Source organism: Nitrospira marina (assembly GCF_059568365.1).
This window is the reverse complement of record NZ_JCANTH010000001.1, coordinates 39885-57991: the sequence shown is the minus strand read 5'-3', so window position 1 is coordinate 57991 and position 18107 is coordinate 39885. Positions and strand designations below refer to the sequence as shown.

Here is an 18107-nt window from a genome sequence, read left to right as displayed (position 1 = left end):
CGGCCGCCAACTTGCGGAGGGCGGACCAACTCGCTTTGCTCAAACAAGGCCCGCCGGGGGATGAGAGCGTCCCTTCATTAGGCCAGACGGCAGGCGTCAAATCATGGGAAACGAGCATTTCAGTGAATCACCTAAAAGAGCGAGGAACCTTATATTCTGTATGATCCAATCCTTTTCGATTGGAAATCCTGTTTGTGACAGAACCATCGGGAGACACTATGTCGACATTTCGATCACGGTACGAGCTTGAAACGATTGAGTTAGCCAATTCAAGCGGCCTTGTCTTTGAATTTTTTCCGAATGGCGGGTTATTCCGCGCGATGCGTGATGATGTGATGATTAATCAAATACTGGGCAACCCGCTTGAAGGATCATTGAACAATATCTATTTACGCCTCCGCACAGCTGATTTAATCACGTTCATCCCGCTGATCGGACCCTCATCACCCAGCTCATTCGCGCATGCTCCCAACCAAGCTAGATGGCAAGGGCACTGGCAGGATCTGGCGTATACCTGTTCACTGACGCTCCACCCGGAAGCCACGCTGTGGTTTTGGACTATCGATATTCTCAACGCCGCCTCGACGGATCGTCTCTGCGATGTGATCTATACCCAGGATATCGGCCTGGCTCACGAAGGGGCGGTCCGGAACAATGAAGCCTATTGCAGCCACTACATTGACCACCATGTTCTGACTCACGACCTCTACGGACCTGTCGTCTGTTCACGCCAGAATCAGGCCTGCGGAGATCAACATCCCTGGTTGATGCAGGGATGTACCACCCATACCAGAGGCTTCGTGACAGATGGGCTCCCATTTTATGGATTGGGGTATAAAGAGACTAATATCCCTGTTGGACTGACCCAGGATTGCCTCGCGAGTGTCAAACAGCAATATGAAATGGCATTCTGCGGTCTGCAATCAGATATCCTTCGTATTGGTCCCGGCGAGTCCCGATCGGTCACGTTTTTTGCTGAATATCTTCCCCACCATCCGGAGCCCACCCAAACCACTGACGCCAACCGCATTTCTCCCGCGATAAATCATATCGAACGACTACAAGATCAACCACCCCATCGCGTGTTCACGTCCCAACCGGCCACCCAGACCATCTTGCACAACCTTACGATGTTGTCCGGCCAGGATTTAACCGACGACGAGGTCCAAAACCTCTACCCGGATCGACGACGCCATGAGGAAGTCCAGAACGGAACGTTGTTGTCGTTTTTCTATGCGGATGCCACCCATGTGGTGTTACAAGCTAAAGAACTCCTCGTCGAACGCTCCCACGGCCATATTTTGCGCAGCGGGAACGCCAGGATTCCGCAGGACGATGGACTGAGTTCCACCACGCATATGGCCGGCGTCTTTCACTCCCATCTCACCATTGGCAACACGTCGTTTAACAAACTGTTGTCTATTACGAGAACTCACTTCAACATCTTCAAAACGAGCGGCCTGCGCATTTTCATCAATCGAGGCGCCACGTATCATCTTCTCGGGATGCCGTCGTGTTATGAGATCGGCCTGCACTCCTGCCGATGGCGCTACAAGACCGATCAGGGATGGATTGTGGTCGATGCCTGGGTCAGCCCCGAAGAGGCCGCCGCGTTTGTGAGTATCGAATCCGATCAGCCCGAGACTTTTGTCATACTCGGCAATCTGGTTCTGGGTAACCATGAACTGGATCATCAAGGCCATATTGATATTGATGCGGGGTCAGCCACCGCCACCTTACGGCCGCATGCCGATACGGAGATGGCCCAACGATATCCGGATACCATCTTTTATATCACCACGTCGGAACCAGCCAAGGTCGAGCACATCGGAACAGATGACGAATTATTTACCGATCAACAGTCCCGTGGGTTAGCCTATCTCACCTTTCGTACTAAACCGGTGAAGACGTTTTCGTTGGCGATCACAGGTTCCATCGTTAACGCCGGGCAGGCAAAGACATTATGCAAGAAATATCAAGCGCAGCCGGCTCATTTGCAACAGGACCAACAGGCCGGCTGGTCATTTTGGCAATCACTCGGAAGACAATTTCACCTTTCACTTCCCAATACGAATCCGCTGTGTGACAAACTCAATGACATCTTTTACTGGTACCTCCACAATGCCATGGTGCACCTCACGATCCCCCATGGTCTCGAACAATTTTCCGGTGCCGCATGGGGTGTCCGCGATGTCTGCCAGGGCCCGTTCGAACTCCTGTTGGGCACCCGACACCATACTGAAGCCAAACAGATCTTGGTGACGGTCTTTGCCCAGCAATACGAGAAGACGGCTGATTGGCCACAATGGTTTATGTTTGACCGGTTCGCCAATATCCAGCATCCGGAGAGCCATGGTGACATCATCCTTTGGCCCTTAAAAGCCCTGGCCATGTACCTCGAGGCCAGCAATGATTTCAGCATCCTGGACATCGAGCTTCCCTATACTGAGATACCCACGTTTGTTCGCAGTTCCACCAGATCGACTCTGCTACGGCATGTTCAGCGCACGATTGACGCCATCGAATCCCGCTTTATTCCGGGTACGGCGTTATCAGCCTACGGCGCGGGGGATTGGGACGATACCCTTCAACCGGCTCAATCCGCCATGCGCGAGCATATGGTCAGCACCTGGACGGTCGCCTTAACTTATCAAGTGTTTCAACAATTGGGCACCGCTTTCAGGCAGGCCGGGCTTCATGCCGACGAACAACGGCTGCTGCAGTTAGCCCGGCGCATCAAAGCAGATTTCAATAAGCATCTTCTACCGGATGAGGTCGTGAGCGGATTTGGCTATCGCCACTCCGATGGCTGGATAGAACCCATCATCCACCCGAGCGATACGCGCACGAAGATTCACTACCGGCTGCTGCCGATGACCCGCAGCATCATTGGCGAGTTATTTACTCCTGAGCAAGCGCAGGATCATCTGGGGCTTATCGAGTCCCACCTAAGCTTTCCGGACGGTGTCCGCCTTATGAACACACCGGTGTCCTATCAAGGCGGGGTGCGAGTGCTGTTCCGTCGGGCCGAAGAGTCGGCCCATTTCGGGCGTGAAATCGGATTACAATATGTCCACGCCCACATCCGCTATATTGAAGCGATGTGCAAAATCGGCCAAGCCCGGAAAGCCTACGAGGCGATCCTGCAGATTTTGCCAATCACGATTCAGGATCAGGTATCCAATGCGGTCACACGGCAGAGCAATGCCTACTTCAGCAGCTCGGATGCGGATGTGCGGGATCGGTATGAGGCCGAACAGCTATGGGATGGGCTGCGGGCAGGTCAGGTTCGGGTAAAAGGGGGGTGGCGCATCTACTCCAGCGGACCCGGGATCTTAATCAATCAAATCGTCAGCAATTTTTTGGGCTTGAGGCTGTCATATGACGATGTCGTCATCGATCCTGTCCTACCCAAACAACTGGACGGATTACACTTTACCTTTGCCATCAATGAAAAACCCATCACCGTGATCTACTCCATTGCTGGCGATGCTCCGGCTTCGGTCCAATCCGTCACCATCAATGGAACCGAAATGGGATTTACACGCGATCACAATCCCTATCGCCCTGGTGGGGTCCGGATCCCACGCCCCGACGTGTACCCCCTCCTGACTGACGGCCCCAATCGCATTCTCATCAGCATAGGCTAAAGCGATTTCCCGCGAAGCTGAGGTATTCGTCAATAACAGACTTGGCTCCAACTATTGTATGGATGGGCAGCACATTGTGAGTCCCACAGAGCTATAAGACATGATGCGGAAATGACGGGGACAACATCCAGCATCCCGTCTTTCCCTGTCGTTGACTTCACCTCTTTCAGTATGCGATTTTTTTTAGCAGGCCGCATGTTCAATTTGTTTCGGAGGAACCATTTATTAACCTTATGGATTAAGGAACATCATGATGGTGAAAAGATTTCTGCATTCTTTTTCCTTGCCGAAGGTAGTTTCTCTCATAATGGCCTGTGCCTCGATGCTCTTTTGGGGCAGTGGACAAGCGGAAGACGCGGCCTCTCCCGCAACGCAACAATCCCCCGTGGTTCCCAAACAGGGCTATTCCCCGCCCGGCTATAATCCGCCACAGCCAGGGTACGAATACGTTCCCAACCCCCAGTATAATGGCTATAGTACCTTTGACTATGATTACGGAGGGCCGACCTACATTCAACGGAAAGCTCAAGCTCCCTACGTGACGGAATATGGAGAACCCGTTCTGGAGGAATGGCAGTATTCCGGTGGCTACCAGGGAGCATTAAATCGTGGAGAAATCCATTACCAACCCGGCTCCGGGTACAACAGTCAGATAGCTCCTCCCACTCAAGGGAAGGGACAATGACTGGGCAGGTTTAGTCGAACACTCGGAATGAGGGTCAAAAACCCATTCAGTCGTGCCACATCTACAACCCCTTTTTTAATAAATTCCTAATCTAATGGCCAGGAGACACCGCTCAAAGACCTGTAATTTAGGTGTCTCTGCGAGAAAATGCGGATGGAGAAGGATCGAGCATAAGAAATTCAATAATCTTTTTGCCATCAAAATCAGGAAGGGAGACATTGAACAACGGCCCAATAGTGAAGGGCAAAATCCATAAGAGATACCGACCGATCCGAGGCCTTTTTAAACCACCCATCTCAAGCGACCGTATGAATTCCCATGTTGTGTGGTAATTTGGGAATATCATTTTTTCAGAATGGACAAACTCCAATCTCAGGTTAATCCATGAACCAGAACGAACTTGAACAATGGATTCTTGATCTTCCCAAAGTCGAACTTCACCTTCATATCGAAGGGACCCTCGAACCGGATTTGATGTTCGATCTCGCGAAGCGTAACAGCCTCTCTCTTTCCTTTGCGACAAGTGAGGACCTGAAGCAGGCTTACAACTTTCAAGATCTGCAGTCATTCTTAAATATTTACTATGAAGGCTCGCAGGTCTTACGACAGGAACGTGATTTTTTTGATCTGACCTGGGCCTACCTCACACGCGTGGTGAAGGAACATGTCCGCCACGTGGAAATCTTTTTTGACCCCCAGGCGCATATGAATCGGGGGGTAGACCTTCACAACGTCATTTCAGGTATTCACACCGCCCTTGAGCAAGCTCGCACCGAGTTGCAAGTCTCCTCCAAACTGATTCCCTGTTTTCTTCGCGATCTCCCTCCCGATTCTGCCAGACAGACGCTGGAAAAGATCCTGGATTATCGAGACTGGGTATCGGCTGTGGGGCTGGATTCTTCCGAGAAGGGGCGTCTTCCGGAGCTTTTTCAGGACGTCTTCGATCACGCACGGACTGAAGGATTGCTGACCGTGGCTCACGCCGGAGAAGAAGGTCCTCCGGAATATATTTGGCAGGCCCTCGAGCTACTCAAAGTCGTCCGCATCGACCACGGCATTCGTTGTATTGAGGATGAATCCCTCGTTCAGCATCTGGTTCACACTCAAATTCCTCTCACGGTTTGCCCTCTCTCGAATGTGAAACTCAAAGTGTTCCCCTCACTGGGTCATCATAATTTAAAGGTGCTTCTCCAAAAAGGTTTATGCGTGTCGATCCATTCCGATGACCCCGCCTACTTTGGGGGGTACATTACCGACAATTATCTTGCCGCCCAGCGTGCGCTGAATCTCCAGCCAACCGATATTCTTCAATTGGCGAAGAATGGCGTGAAGGCCAGCTTCCTGTCAGACACTGAAAAGGAAAAACTTATTGGTAAAATTCAGGACCATGCCGCAAGCCTGTAGCATTGGCAGTTTTGAGATCATACAGAATATAGGATCTCCGTCCTACAGCGCTCATCATTCTGAGAAGATGAATCCTGATGGAGGTCCATTGAACGTCTGATGATGACAAAAAATTAGGTGGGAGACACCCTCAACAAAATGGTCATGCTGAGCCCCTCGATTCCGTTCAGGGCAGACACAAGCATTTGCCTGAGACATGCCGTGGTTAGGCTGGGCTCAGATCCTTCGTTTCTCTCAGGATGACAAGGAGAGGACCGGAAAAGGGCTCGAACCGTAATTTTCGTATGATCCTTTTCAACACCCTATTGGGGGTCTTCCCGGCCTTCCCGCTCAACTGCCGCTAAATAAGGTAAAGCCCGACCCTCACCCCCTAGGTCCAAGCCATACCCGATTACCCACACATCCGGGATCTCAAATCCGACGTAGTCTACCTTGAGAGCCACCTGATGGCCGCTTGGCTTATTCAATAGGGTACAGAAACGAACCCAGGCCGGCTTTTGTTGTTTCAGATGTTCCTTCACCGCGTGCAACGAGAAACCCGAATCGAAAATATCATCGACGACCAAGACCACTTCATCTTTAATATGGGGAAGTTCCTCCCTGATAAAGCTGACTGACCTGCTGGCATCCCTGCTGCCACCATAGTGCGAAACTTTCAAAAATTCGACTTGTGGCTCAATACCATGGCGTGAAAGGTGTCGCACGAGATCAGCCAGGAAGACAAAGCTTCCTGTCAACAATCCAAGCAGGATGGGCCGTCTGGTCGGCAAATCGGTTGCGATCAGTTTGGCTAATTCGCCAACCCGCGTCTCAATGGTGTTTTCATCAATGAGGACAGAATGAGGAAGCACAAAGTCCCTTCTATTAATTCGTGTGTCATGAAATTCTTGACTATTTGACATAGCCACCGCAAGCACAGAAGAGGAAAAACCTACCTGTTAACCACCTAATCGAGCCACTCCGACAAACGGACCCATGGCTAGCTCAAGAATGTCCAAAACAAGAGGAGACTGCGAGATGGAAGAACATTCCTTGGCTTTATGGCGTTGTATTCAGGTATCTCGGCGGGAAGATGCTTGGGAAGTGTGAAGGGGCATAAGAAGTTCATCAATCGGCCGGCCATCCACATCAGGAAGGGAGACATTGAGCAACTGTGCAATCGTGGGGGCATAATCCATAAGGGACACCGTTCGATCTACAGTTCCCGGATGAATAGATGGTCCGAAAGCCAGGAACATGCCGCCCGCGCGATGATGCCCTGTACGAGGATGCCAGAAATTTGTCGAGATTTTCCCGAATTTTTCTGAAAAGACAGCTGGAATAGGATCTTCTTCATACCATTCCACCAGGAGATCGGGCAGATGAGCAAGGTTCTCACCGGAATAATAATCGGCTGTGCGAATAATTCGCTGGATCACCGGCTTTCCTGTCTTGACGTTGATGATCCCTAACAAATCCTTTTCGAGCTCCATACAAAATTGTTGAAATTCCAGCCCCGGCTGGACCTTGCCTTCGGGTTCCCGGCCAAGCAGATTCACTCTGATCCCGGCATGGGAAGGCGTGTCATGAATAGAAAAGCACTTACTCCCCGCTCGATCCACCAGTGGGCCAGAATCTGAGGACAGTTTATGAGAAAGAGGATATATTATGGGCGCAAGGAATTTCTGAACGTCCGACGGAATCTTCTGCCACATTCGGTACAGGAAGGCGAGTGATCTTCGTTGAAGAAGAGGGCCTGTGACATTGTTCGCCGGGATTTTTGGCGGCACAGCCACCTTTAACTGAAGCAGGAATTTTTCCAAGAAGCCATATGGGATGTTCGTCTGCCCCATACCATGGCTGACAAAAACGATCACCGTGGTTTCTTCGTCAATATCCTTGAGAATTTCTCCAATGGCCGTGTCGATGGCTTTATAGACATCCTTGATCGGATCCCCAACGTTCCTGGCAAGATCTGCATCATGCCATTGATGGGTGGGATCGTGTACATGCCAGCACTGATGACCGATACAGTGACTTTCGGTGAAAACCTGGGCAAACAAATCCCAATTATTTTGTTGCAGAAAATGTTTCGTGACCGCAGTCTTTCTGGCAACCCCTTTTATAAGAGTATCCCGAAAGGCCGCGACCCCCGCCGCATCCCGTTTTGCATCACAGTCTCCCTGGATAGGATGAGACCACGGTGAACCAAAGCGTTGTTCCACCTCAGCAGCCAGCGAGGGTGGCCATGTCATAAAACCGGAATGCGCATCGTGTGCGCCATATTCAACCAATTGAATCCCGTTGAGATTGTGGGACAGGGCAGTCAGAGGAATATCAAGGATGGCGACCCTTCGCCCTGCCCGGCTTAGATGGTTCCAAAAAGGTTCACGTTTAACGCTCTCTCCTGCATACGTTGGATGCAGCTCATATGTTCCCGACTGAAGCTGATGTAGGGAATGAATCCCGTGCTTACCCGGGTTGACGCCGGTATACCATGTGGGCCACGTCGAACCGACAAAAAGCCCAGGGGTGCTCATAGTGGCTCCCACCAAACTTTTTGCGAAAAGGGCTTGCAGGGTCGGCAGAGTTCCATCCTGCGCCCATCGTTTGAATAAATCTCTCGATCCCGCATCAATACCCAGCAACACAACTTTTTGGGGTTTTTCCACCTGAATACTCCTCAGAAATCCAACCGCGGTATTTCTACACCATGCAACGAGAAGAGGTTTGAAGTTGTCACGAATTTTTCAATACGATGGTTCAGATCCGGCTCGTATGACTGAGTTTGCCTACAGACCTTAATTGAAAAAAAGTGGAATATCAAACCACACCTCGCTAATGGTAGAAGGCTGCGTGTGGAATGGACCGTGAAGTATTGGGATACCAGGAAGACGGTGGTAGTCTCTCGTAATGGCAGCTTAAACGGATTTCTCTATTAGCCAAAGAAAGTCAGGTAGGGTTGCGATGCGAATGGCATATGTTATTGATTCCTGCTCATGGGTCACGACCTTTACGATCAATGAAATGGTAGAGATTCAGCGTGCAGGCCATCAAATAATTCTGGCGCCTCTTTATTCAGGCGGGCCCTCTCTTACTCATTATGGAAGAGCTGAGCATGTGAAACCCGAAGCCGTCCTGCCTGACCCTCCGTTTGACCTCCAAGTCGCAGGCTTAGCCCTTCTAATGCTCCTGAGGCGTCCCTGGCGCGTCTTGAAAACTCTTGCTGCCCTTCATTGGGCTGCAGGGCTAAATCCTTATGCGCATATCAGTAATATTATATGGACGCCCAAAGCGCTGGCCACGGCCTGGCGCCTGAGAAAGATGAACGTAGATCGGATCCATGCACCGTTTGCCACCCGGTCAGCCACCTGCGCCGGTATTGCGGGACGTGTCAGTGAGATTCCTTTCTCATTCACCGCCCATGCTTACGATATTTACTGTACCTCCCTTAAACTGCGTAACGACACCCTCAGATGGAAGATTCGCCATGCAACCCAGGTGTTTGCCATTAGCGAAGATGGGATTCGCCTCCTCCGCCGGATGGCACCTGATTGTTCCCACATACACCTTGTTCATGTGGGTATCCCGTTGACATTGTTTACGCGGAGACCTGCTCCTCCTCACCATGGAGTTCTTCAGCTGTTATGCGTGGCCAGTTATGTTGAAAAGAAAGGCTTGGATACGCTCCTGGATGCCTGCAAGATTCTGTGTGAGAATAACTTCAGATTCTATTTGCGCTTATATGGCAATGGCCCGTTACAACCAGTGTTGGAGCAGCAAATTTCCGAATTGGACTTACTTGACAAGGTTTCGCTTGGAGGTCCCATCACACAGGACGAAGTGTTGGAGCAAATGACGAAGAGTCATCTTGTTGTCATGCCATGCCGCAAAGATGGCACAGGGAATATGGATGGGATCCCGACTGTTTTTATGGAGGCCATGGCCGTCGGGCGCTCCGTGATCAGTTGCCCCATTGGAGGAATACCAGAGCTCGTGCGGGATGGAGAAACAGGTTCATTGGTGGCTTCCAATGATCCACATGCGTTGGCTGCAGCAATTATGCGGCTTGGGGAAGACCCGGCTCTTCGAAATCGCCTGGTTCAACAGGCTCGCGCCTTGGTCGAAAAACACCATGACATACAGACGACGGTAACCTTGATGCTTCGTCATATGAACCAGCCTCACAAACGCGGGCAACAGGAGGGAGAATGCGAGTAACGACAGGGTCATGTCCCGTGCAAAGACTGTCGCGCATGGTCCAATTATGATCCAGGTTTCCGTCATCGTACCCTTTTATAATTCGGAACGGTATATCCAGAGATGTGTCGAAGGATTACTTCAGCAAAGCTTACCACGAGAGGCCTACGAACTGATCCTGATCGATAATAACTCTACGGATTCCTCTGCGGAAACGGCGAGACAATATCCCGGCATTCGGTTGCTGACAGAACCGAAACAAGGCGCGTATGCGGCCAGGAATCGAGGGCTACAGGAAGCGAAGGGCGAAGTCCTGGCCTTTATCGATGCGGATTGTGTCCCCGCTCACGATTGGCTGCACCAAATCATGATGGCAATAGAGCAACCAAACCTCAGCATTGTTCTCGGTCAGAGAGAATATGGCGGGGACTCTCATGTGCTGTCGATGTTTGCAGCTTACGAGGATGAAAAGCATCATTACGTGTTCAATAGCAGAAAAAAAGAACTCTATTACGGGCATACGAACAATATGGCCGTAAAAAAACACTTGTTTGACGACCTGGGTCCCTTCGTAGAGCGAGCCAGGGGAAGCGACACGGTTTTTGTTCGACAATCTGTCAATAAGTATACTTGTGAGGTCGTCCGGTATTGCCCACAGATTCGAGTCCGGCATTTGGAAATTGAAACTCCAAGGAATCTGTACCAAAAATTTTTCATTTATGGGCGTAGCAGAAGAAGCCATAGACTTATTGTGGAGCAAGAACCGTTAAGTAATAAGGAACGGCTGCAGGTATTTCGCAATGTCGTCCGTACCCGGCGGTACTCTTGGATGGAATCCATGATGTTAATTCTGTATCTTGGAATCGGCCTTGCTTACTGGAATCTGGGTGCAATCAGCCTCGCCAGGGAGGAGAAAGATCCCGTGAAATAAAGAAACATGGATGGATGGCTGATGGTTTTGAACAGAACAGTTACTGAAAGATATTCTATCCAGTGCATAAAATTTTTGGCGATAGCCATCGTACTGTTAGCGGGATGCGCATCAATGCCCCCCAGACATCAGGAGAATCTGTGCACAATTTTCGACCAATACCCCGAATGGTACGATGCGGCCAAAGAATCCCAGGAAAAATGGGGCACCCCACCCCACATTCTCATGGCTTTCGTCAAACAGGAGTCGGCGTTTCGCCACGACGCGACGCCCCCATGGGATTGGTTCCTGTTCATTCCACTCGGACCCCAATCGTCGGCGGAAGGCTATGCCCAAGCTAAAGATGAAACATGGGAGGAGTATGAGGATGAGGCCGGTGGGTTCTTCAATAGCCGCTCAAACATGGAGGACGCCCTGGACTTCATCGGCTGGTACAACCACAAAACCAGCAGAGAGCTTGGCATATCCAAATGGGACCCCAAGCGCCTCTATTTGGCTTACCATGAAGGTCGCGGCGGCTATCGGCGTGGGAGCTACAAGCGTAAACCGAAGGTCGTGCGCATCGCGAATCGTGTGGATCGCCAAGCCAGGCAATACGGCGCTCAGTTACGCCAATGCGAACATCGGTTCAGGTGTCGACACTGGTATCAATTCTGGCCATTCTGCAGCTGAAACTCCAACCTCTGATCACAGAAGGGTATTGTAACGGGGGGAATCAGAATTTGCTGTATACTATTACTTTATCCTGCCGCATTCCGGTTAGGCCTGTCTGTCCCCAAATAACACCTCTGGAACATAATATCCGCGTTTTAAAAATTACATGGGACAAGCATGTTGGACTGACCCACCCGCATTAACACCAGCCATTTTAAAAATGAGCGCAAGGAGCAGGTTATCTTTGAGCAATTCCCGGGTGATATGACACCGTTCCGTGTATCCTGCCGAAGCCGGGTCGCCGGTCGAGGAGGCACTCTTGGCATAGCAGTCTCCTGCACAATTATATTTTGCGATACACCCCTGGCACTTCGGCATGTCATGAACATTAAGTTTCCCTAAACGATCAATCGCTTCATGATCCAGAACGAATTCACCATCCTCCTGATTCCACGCTCCATATTGGAACAACCTGGATCGAGGATCCGTAGGTTGAAGAACTTCGTTACATGAAGTCACAATTCCACGCGAGGTGACCAGGAAGTTGCTCGCATCACTGGCACCACAAAACGTCTCCCGGTGTTTCAGAGAAGCCGCTGAATAGTGCAGTTGAATACCAAATCCTGCAGCCACTTGTCTTGCGGTGCGGAAGTTCTCAACGAATATCTGCCCATCAAGATGTCCAATCTGGTCCTTCAGGTTTGTCACTTTTGTGGCATCGAACACCGGTTCGAAGTGGAGACTTTTGCATTGGAGGTTCTCCCCGACAAACGCAACAAATTCCGACAATGTCGAACTCCCTGCGACTGTCACCGTCGATCGGATATCGTAGGTCCTCCCACGCATCTCAAGCCCCTTCATGATGGCAATAATGCGATCGAACGAACCCCCGCCATTCGGCAGGACCCGATGCTCATCATGCACTTCTCGCACACCGTCCAAGGAGAAGGTCAGATGAGTGCAGTTTTCTGCAATGTAATCCAGCCGGGATTGGGCAAACACACCATTCGTGCTCAACGATACGGAGGGCTTGAAATGATGGACCCTGCACTGTTCTTTGTAGTATTCAATAATTTCCCGAAATATACCCCAACTGGCCGTGGCTTCCCCTTCTCCTAAAAACCTGATGGACGGATCCACATTTTGCACGTGTGCATTCTGAACAATTAAATCGATTGCCCCTTTCGCTACGGGCAAGGGTATATCTAGATCTTCCAACCTCCCACCTTCCGCATAACAATACGTGCACCGCAAGGTGCACTTCTGAGTGTTGGAGAAGGTCGCGCTGGTTGGGGCCCATCGTGTGCTGGGCTTGACCAGGGACCGCTGTGGCGTCTCGGGAATCTTGAACACCTGGCGTTTGACGAGGCCATCGATCAGAGATTGCTCCTTTGGTAAGAGCATCTCATGACGAAAATATTTTCTGACGGTCGATGCGCCAAATTCGTCAAGAATCATGCTGAAATTCGAAAGGGGACTGTAAAACAAGTATCCGTTGAGAAATGAAACAAGAAAGATATCTCCTGCTCCTTCTATTCGCTCTTCAATGAAGTTCTCTGAAGGATGACTGCGACTGTTGCTACGTTTCTGCGGCATAAGTAAGGTTGTTGGCATAGGAGACTCTCCTTTTAGACATTAGGATTTTTTCTTGTCCGTGGAGCGAGTCGGAAGCCTGGACGAATTCATTTTTGTACGGATTTCGTCCACAATAGACAGGAAATCTTCTATGCTCTTGAGTTTTTTGATATCCATTCCTGCCACAACTTCACGAAAAATTGGATTGGACACCACCTCAAGAATATCTGTTTTGACCGGCTTCAATTGACAGGAACAGCCAGGCCCCGGCTTATCTTCGCATGAACACCCAGGCGGCTTGTCCTGACAGGAACAGCCGGGTCCCGGCTTGCCTTCACATCCACAGTATAGGGGCCCATGATTTACGAGGACGTCAGCAAGAGCAATGATACCGAGGGGATCAATGGCACGAACCGGTTTATCAGGCATACATACCCCCTATTGAAAATAGATGGAACCCCTGTTTCAGGTTAATGGCTATTGCTCATTACCCATGTGGTAATTTTTCAATGCGCCATTCTAAAGTACGGACATAAATTGTCAATTAAAATAATGACCCCGTTTTCCACAGACATCCGACGTCCTGATGTATAGAGAATCGACACCTCGTCATGGGGGATTCACTTATTTTGTGGTTGGGGAGTTTGATATTCGCGATGCCGTGATGTCATCAAGGCAACTGTTGTAGAGACTTTTGCACGGAACGGACTAGACAGCTTCTTGCATTTGAAGGGCAGCAAAAACGGAACACTTTTCGACTATTCAGACTATTTATCGTAAATCTTCATGAATGCCTTCGGCGGTTCTCTTGTGACCACCCGGCACGTCTTCTAGTTCCCGCACCGCTTTGATTCGGCCGTAAAGGCGTCTCAAGTGGTCCTCATATTCGCCTCGTTTGAGACCGGCGTGATCTCGTTCAAAGATGCGACCCAACAGGTAGCCGATGATTTCCATGACGTCCAGAAGCTTGCCATCCGGCTCCATCGCTTCTTCAGAGAAAAACTCCATCACCGCCACCACCTTCGGTCCAATAAGGATGGGAAAGGCAAAGCCGGCCTTCACGCCTATTTCCTTGGCAAGGCGGGCGCGAGGGAAATTGGGATCCTTCGTCACATTTTTAATCCAGGCCACCTTTCCACTGGCCAACACCCGACCTGGCAACCCCTCTCCAGGAGAAAATTTCGTCGATTCTGTCACCTGTCGAAACGTCTCGAATTTCCCCCAGTCCCTCAAAATCCAAATTTTGCTTGGATTCAAGAGATCCTTATCGCCGTCACGAATATAGAGATGTGCGACCGGCCACCCCGTATAGTCGCAAATGATTTTCATGGCACCTTTTAACGCATCCTCCACCGGGTCATTGGTATTGGATAAGACGGCAATCTCCTGATTTAATTTCAGAAAAGTCGTTTCCTGTTTCAAGAGTTCATAGGCCATTTTCATTTTTTCCGATTCCTTCTGCTCTTCGATAAACCGCAACTGTCCTAGGGCAAACACGGCGACCAGCCAGATGACGAAGATAGAAAGCGCCCGATTGATTTCTGCCATCCATAAGGCCACGCCCGGATCGGAAATAAACGCCCCTTCTAAGGTCAGAATCGTCCCGGCAATGGCCCCGCCATAGATCAGCCGCTTGTCTTTGGCCATGAAGCCCATTAACACCAAAATGGTATAGGCTTCGCCAATTGACACACCCAACGGCAACATGCCATCCACGAGAGAAATGACCAGGGCAACGCCGACCATCAGAACGACATAGCCAACGGTCGGGATCGAAAAACCGGAAAAGTTTAAAAAGGGTTTGAGCATAGGGTACCTGCGATCCTTACAAAATGCGGTTGGGGTTCGTGAGTGTTGTCATTTCCTTGCCGACACCTTCATTTTGGAATCGACTCCCAAGAATTAAATCACCCGTGGATTCAAGGTAGTTTTGCCTGAGACAAACTCTTCCTCCAGCCATCGTACGCAATCAAAAATATCTTCAAAAATATGGTGTTCTGGAATGATTCTTGGCGTCAGATCAACCGCGCGGAGCATCTCTAACGGTTGAGGGTTAATGTTGGCCAACAAGACTCGAATCTTTCGCTTTTGCATGTATTCAAAGACTAATTCCAGAGCATGTGCGGCTGATTGGTCGAGATACGGCACGCGATTCATCTCAAAAATAAGAATCTTGACTGACGGCAATTTTTTAATGTTATCGATTAAGAAGTGGGAAAAGCCGAAAAAAATCGGACCTGTAAATGTTTTGATATACACGGTATCTAAATAATCCTGTGGTAAAACGAATTCTTCTCTCAGGTCGCAGGGTTTTCGGATTTTTAGCGACCGAAGGGGAAACAGGACAATTTTTTCTTCTCCGATGTCCCCCATTTTTTTCATGAACACAAAGACGGAGAGAGTCATCCCTGCTCCGACAGCCGTGATCAAATCAACAAACACGGTCAGAAATAATACAATGAAGAGGATGGCGCTTTCAGCCCGATCCACTTTCACCACTTCTTTGAGGCCCTTATAGTCGATAATGTCTAAACCGACAGTAATGAGGATGGCCGCCAGAACGGGAATGGGGACATATTGCACATATTTCCCCAAGCCTAATAACACAGCCAGGAGAAATAAACTGGACACCACACCTGCCAGGCGTGTACGACCGCCGGCTTTCACATTGACGATCGACGACATGGTCGTTCCCGCACCGGGTAATCCACCAAAGAGTGCCGATGCCACATTGCCCATACCCTGACCGATTAGTTCCCGGTTGCTCTGATGCTTGGTTTCGGTAATTTTGTCAACGATGACTGCAGTCAAGAGGGTGTCAATGCATCCCAAGGCTCCAAGGGTCAATGCGGCGGTGATGATAAAGGACGGTTCAGAAATGACCACATTCATTAACCGTTCAAGTTGCAAGGAAGGCAAGCCCTGGGACACCTCCCCAATAAGAGGAACAGACAAACCGGTCGCCAGTGCGAGGAAGGTTCCAACCAACAAGGCCATCAGCGCAGCCGGAATTGTGGTACTGACCTTTGGGGCCGCATACAGAATCACCAGGGTCAGGCCCCCCAGGGCCAGCGCTTGTATATTCATGTCGCGCAAAGCCTGCGCCCCCCCGGTGAACACTCCATAGATGGTGGAGGGAGCCGACAAACCCATTAACGGAAACACTTCAAATAAGATCAGAATAATGCCAATGCCGGTCATAAACCCGGAAAGCACCGGATAGGGAATATATTTGATATTTCCGCCAATTTTTATGAGGCCGAAGACGATTTGCACCACACCCGCTAAGATGAATATTCCGATAATCGTCCCCAGGGCCAATTCCAAGCTCCCGGAGAAATTGATGGCTTGAGAAATTGTCAACGCGGCCACCACCGTCATGGGGCCTGTTGGAGTACTGATGAGCGTGCGCGTGCCCCCAAAAAGAATGGCAATGGCTCCCAGCAGGATTGCACAATACAGCCCGGAAACCGCTCCCAGTCCGGACTGAAGCCCAAAGGCCAGGGCCAAGGGTAAGGTCACCACTCCAGCAGTCAAGCCGCCGAGAACATCTCCCTTGATATGAAGGAAATTACATTGTGATTCCTGCGCGGTGTATGTCATAGGAAAATAGAGATCACCCGGTCAGAGCTTCAGCACGACTCCTATGCTTTGGGTTTGCACCAGTCCAGAGCCTTCCGAGCCTGTCTGTGTCCCGTTACACCAGTCAACGACGGGATAGTATAGGCTATGAACCTAATGTTTTAAAGCCAACGGTGACCGAATGGAAGGTGGGATTGATGCCAGATTTCAGGGAAATACGGTAGAGCGATGACGATATGACGACTCAGGTTGGTTTGGCCCATTGACGAAACTATATTCAGGAGATTGCCGGAATATAATCATGTCCTCAAAATCAACCTGCGCGTCACATAGTCCGGAATGCCATCGCGTAGCGGTGGTGCAAACCTCTGGGTGGACGTATTACCGCCCTGACGAACGGTGCTTGGACCCGCCTTTGCTGATCTCCCTGGGCCCGGCTCGAACAGGCATGGTCCACCAAACATTATGAGGCAGCATTCACATACGGTTGTGAGTTTAACCCTTACAAAAATCTCCTCAACCACTCTCGACCAAGAAAAGGAATAAATACTATTTTTCCAGATTAATAATTAACACCCTCTCCAGAAAAAACGTAAGGAGAATGGGAAAACCGAGATGCTTTCCCCACCTTTTAAAAAAAGAACGTTAATAGGTTGGGCTAAAGTCACCATAATTTTAACATGCTTTGAGAGCTAGATTTGGACAGCTTTCCCATCCGTGGGAAATCTCCATAAGATAAAACTTCCATATCCACTCTCCAGCACACCGCCTTTGAAATTATTGAAAGAAGAGAATACAGTATATCCGTTCCGGTAAAGCTCGCTCCGATCGAGGATATTCGGTCTTTGCTTCATTTAGAATAGAAAGGTTTTAACCTTTCTGGAACAGGTCGTCCATCATGAAACGCATTCTCCTTGTTGATGATCATGAGATGGCCCGGAAAGCCATGAAGCTTTTTCTTGAGCACCATGGGTATGCCTGCGAGGAAGCCGAACACGGAGCCGTCGCCCTGGCTAAGTTGGAGCAAGGACCGACCATAGATCTCATCGTTTCCGATAACCACATGCCGGTCATGACCGGCATGGCCTTACTCCTCCAGGTGAAAGCCAACCCTCATTTCGGCTCCATCCCTTTCATTCTGTATTCGGGAAATATCACCGACGAGATGTACCAACAGGCAAATGAGGCGGGAGCTCTGGCCGTACTCAACAAACCGTACAATTTTTCAGATTTTGTCGGAATGGTTAACAAAGCCCTCAAAACACTGTAAAACATGGAGAGTGCAGTCCCGGCGTTCCTCATCTCCAAAAGAATGTGATAACTCAGCTTGTTCGTGAAAAAACAGGTTTCACAGAGAAGCATGTATTCAGCCTGGAAGCCGGGCTCCCTGAAATATAGGAAGTGGAGGGTACGGTCAAATAGAATTTGATCGAAGCACCGTTACGGT

General features: G+C 50.0%; 13 protein-coding genes. 7 read left to right on the top strand and 6 right to left on the bottom strand.

All coding sequences use genetic code 11. The features are described 5' to 3' along the window. The first annotated feature begins 218 nt into the window (after positions 1 to 218). The 3 genes from LX98_RS00250 (at position 219) to LX98_RS00240 (ending at position 5739) form a co-directional block, all read left to right on the top strand. On the top strand, positions 219 to 3650 hold the full coding sequence (locus LX98_RS00250; protein WP_496427004.1) for a GH36-type glycosyl hydrolase domain-containing protein: 3432 nt from the start codon (positions 219 to 221) through the stop codon (positions 3648 to 3650). A 307-nt stretch (positions 3651 to 3957) separates the two neighbouring features. Continuing rightward, entirely contained in the window at positions 3958 to 4335 is a 378-nt protein-coding gene (locus LX98_RS00245) for a hypothetical protein (protein ID WP_496427003.1), read from the top strand. Between the two features lie 384 nt (positions 4336 to 4719). Beyond that, positions 4720 to 5739 carry an adenosine deaminase gene (locus LX98_RS00240; protein WP_496427002.1) on the top strand — a complete coding sequence of 340 codons (1020 nt, stop codon included), beginning with the start codon at positions 4720 to 4722 and terminating at the stop codon, positions 5737 to 5739. A 302-nt stretch (positions 5740 to 6041) separates the two neighbouring features. Here LX98_RS00240 and hpt read toward each other — a convergent pair whose 3' ends face one another. Both hpt and LX98_RS00230 read right to left on the bottom strand, forming a co-directional pair. After that, positions 6042 to 6590, bottom strand: a complete 549-nt coding sequence (gene hpt, locus LX98_RS00235) for a hypoxanthine phosphoribosyltransferase (protein WP_496427001.1) — start codon at positions 6588 to 6590, stop codon at positions 6042 to 6044. Between the two features lie 201 nt (positions 6591 to 6791). Further along, positions 6792 to 8390, bottom strand: coding sequence for an alkaline phosphatase family protein (locus LX98_RS00230; protein ID WP_496427000.1), 1599 nt, complete (start codon positions 8388 to 8390; stop codon positions 6792 to 6794). A gap of 301 nt (positions 8391 to 8691) precedes the next feature. Between LX98_RS00230 and LX98_RS00225 the strand changes: the two genes are divergently transcribed. From LX98_RS00225 to LX98_RS00215, 3 genes are all read left to right on the top strand, one after another. Further along, entirely contained in the window at positions 8692 to 9939 is a 1248-nt protein-coding gene (locus LX98_RS00225) for a glycosyltransferase (RefSeq protein WP_496426999.1), read from the top strand. A 10-nt stretch (positions 9940 to 9949) separates the two neighbouring features. Continuing rightward, a complete protein-coding gene (locus tag LX98_RS00220; RefSeq protein WP_496426998.1) occupies positions 9950 to 10849 on the top strand; it encodes a glycosyltransferase in 900 nt (299 codons plus the stop codon). Positions 10850 to 10963: 114 nt separating this feature from the next. Then, positions 10964 to 11521 (top strand): transglycosylase SLT domain-containing protein, encoded by a 558-nt coding sequence (locus LX98_RS00215; protein WP_496426997.1) that lies wholly within the window; start codon positions 10964 to 10966, stop codon positions 11519 to 11521. 144 nt (positions 11522 to 11665) lie between these two features. Here the strand turns inward: LX98_RS00215 and LX98_RS00210 are convergent, their stop codons facing one another. From LX98_RS00210 to LX98_RS00195, 4 genes are all read right to left on the bottom strand, one after another. Next, a complete protein-coding gene (locus LX98_RS00210; RefSeq protein ID WP_496426996.1) occupies positions 11666 to 13117 on the bottom strand; it encodes a radical SAM protein in 1452 nt (483 codons plus the stop codon). A 21-nt stretch (positions 13118 to 13138) separates the two neighbouring features. After that, entirely contained in the window at positions 13139 to 13507 is a 369-nt protein-coding gene (locus tag LX98_RS00205) for a hypothetical protein (protein WP_496426995.1), read from the bottom strand. Between the two features lie 342 nt (positions 13508 to 13849). Then, positions 13850 to 14887, bottom strand: coding sequence for a GAF domain-containing protein (locus LX98_RS00200; RefSeq protein ID WP_496426994.1), 1038 nt, complete (start codon positions 14885 to 14887; stop codon positions 13850 to 13852). A 93-nt stretch (positions 14888 to 14980) separates the two neighbouring features. After that, positions 14981 to 16681, bottom strand: coding sequence for a SulP family inorganic anion transporter (locus tag LX98_RS00195; protein ID WP_496426993.1), 1701 nt, complete (start codon positions 16679 to 16681; stop codon positions 14981 to 14983). Positions 16682 to 17558: 877 nt separating this feature from the next. Between LX98_RS00195 and LX98_RS00190 the strand changes: the two genes are divergently transcribed. Beyond that, positions 17559 to 17930: a response regulator gene (locus tag LX98_RS00190; protein WP_496426992.1), complete on the top strand. Its 372-nt coding sequence runs from the start codon at positions 17559 to 17561 to the stop codon at positions 17928 to 17930. The last annotated feature ends 177 nt before the right edge of the window (positions 17931 to 18107 follow it).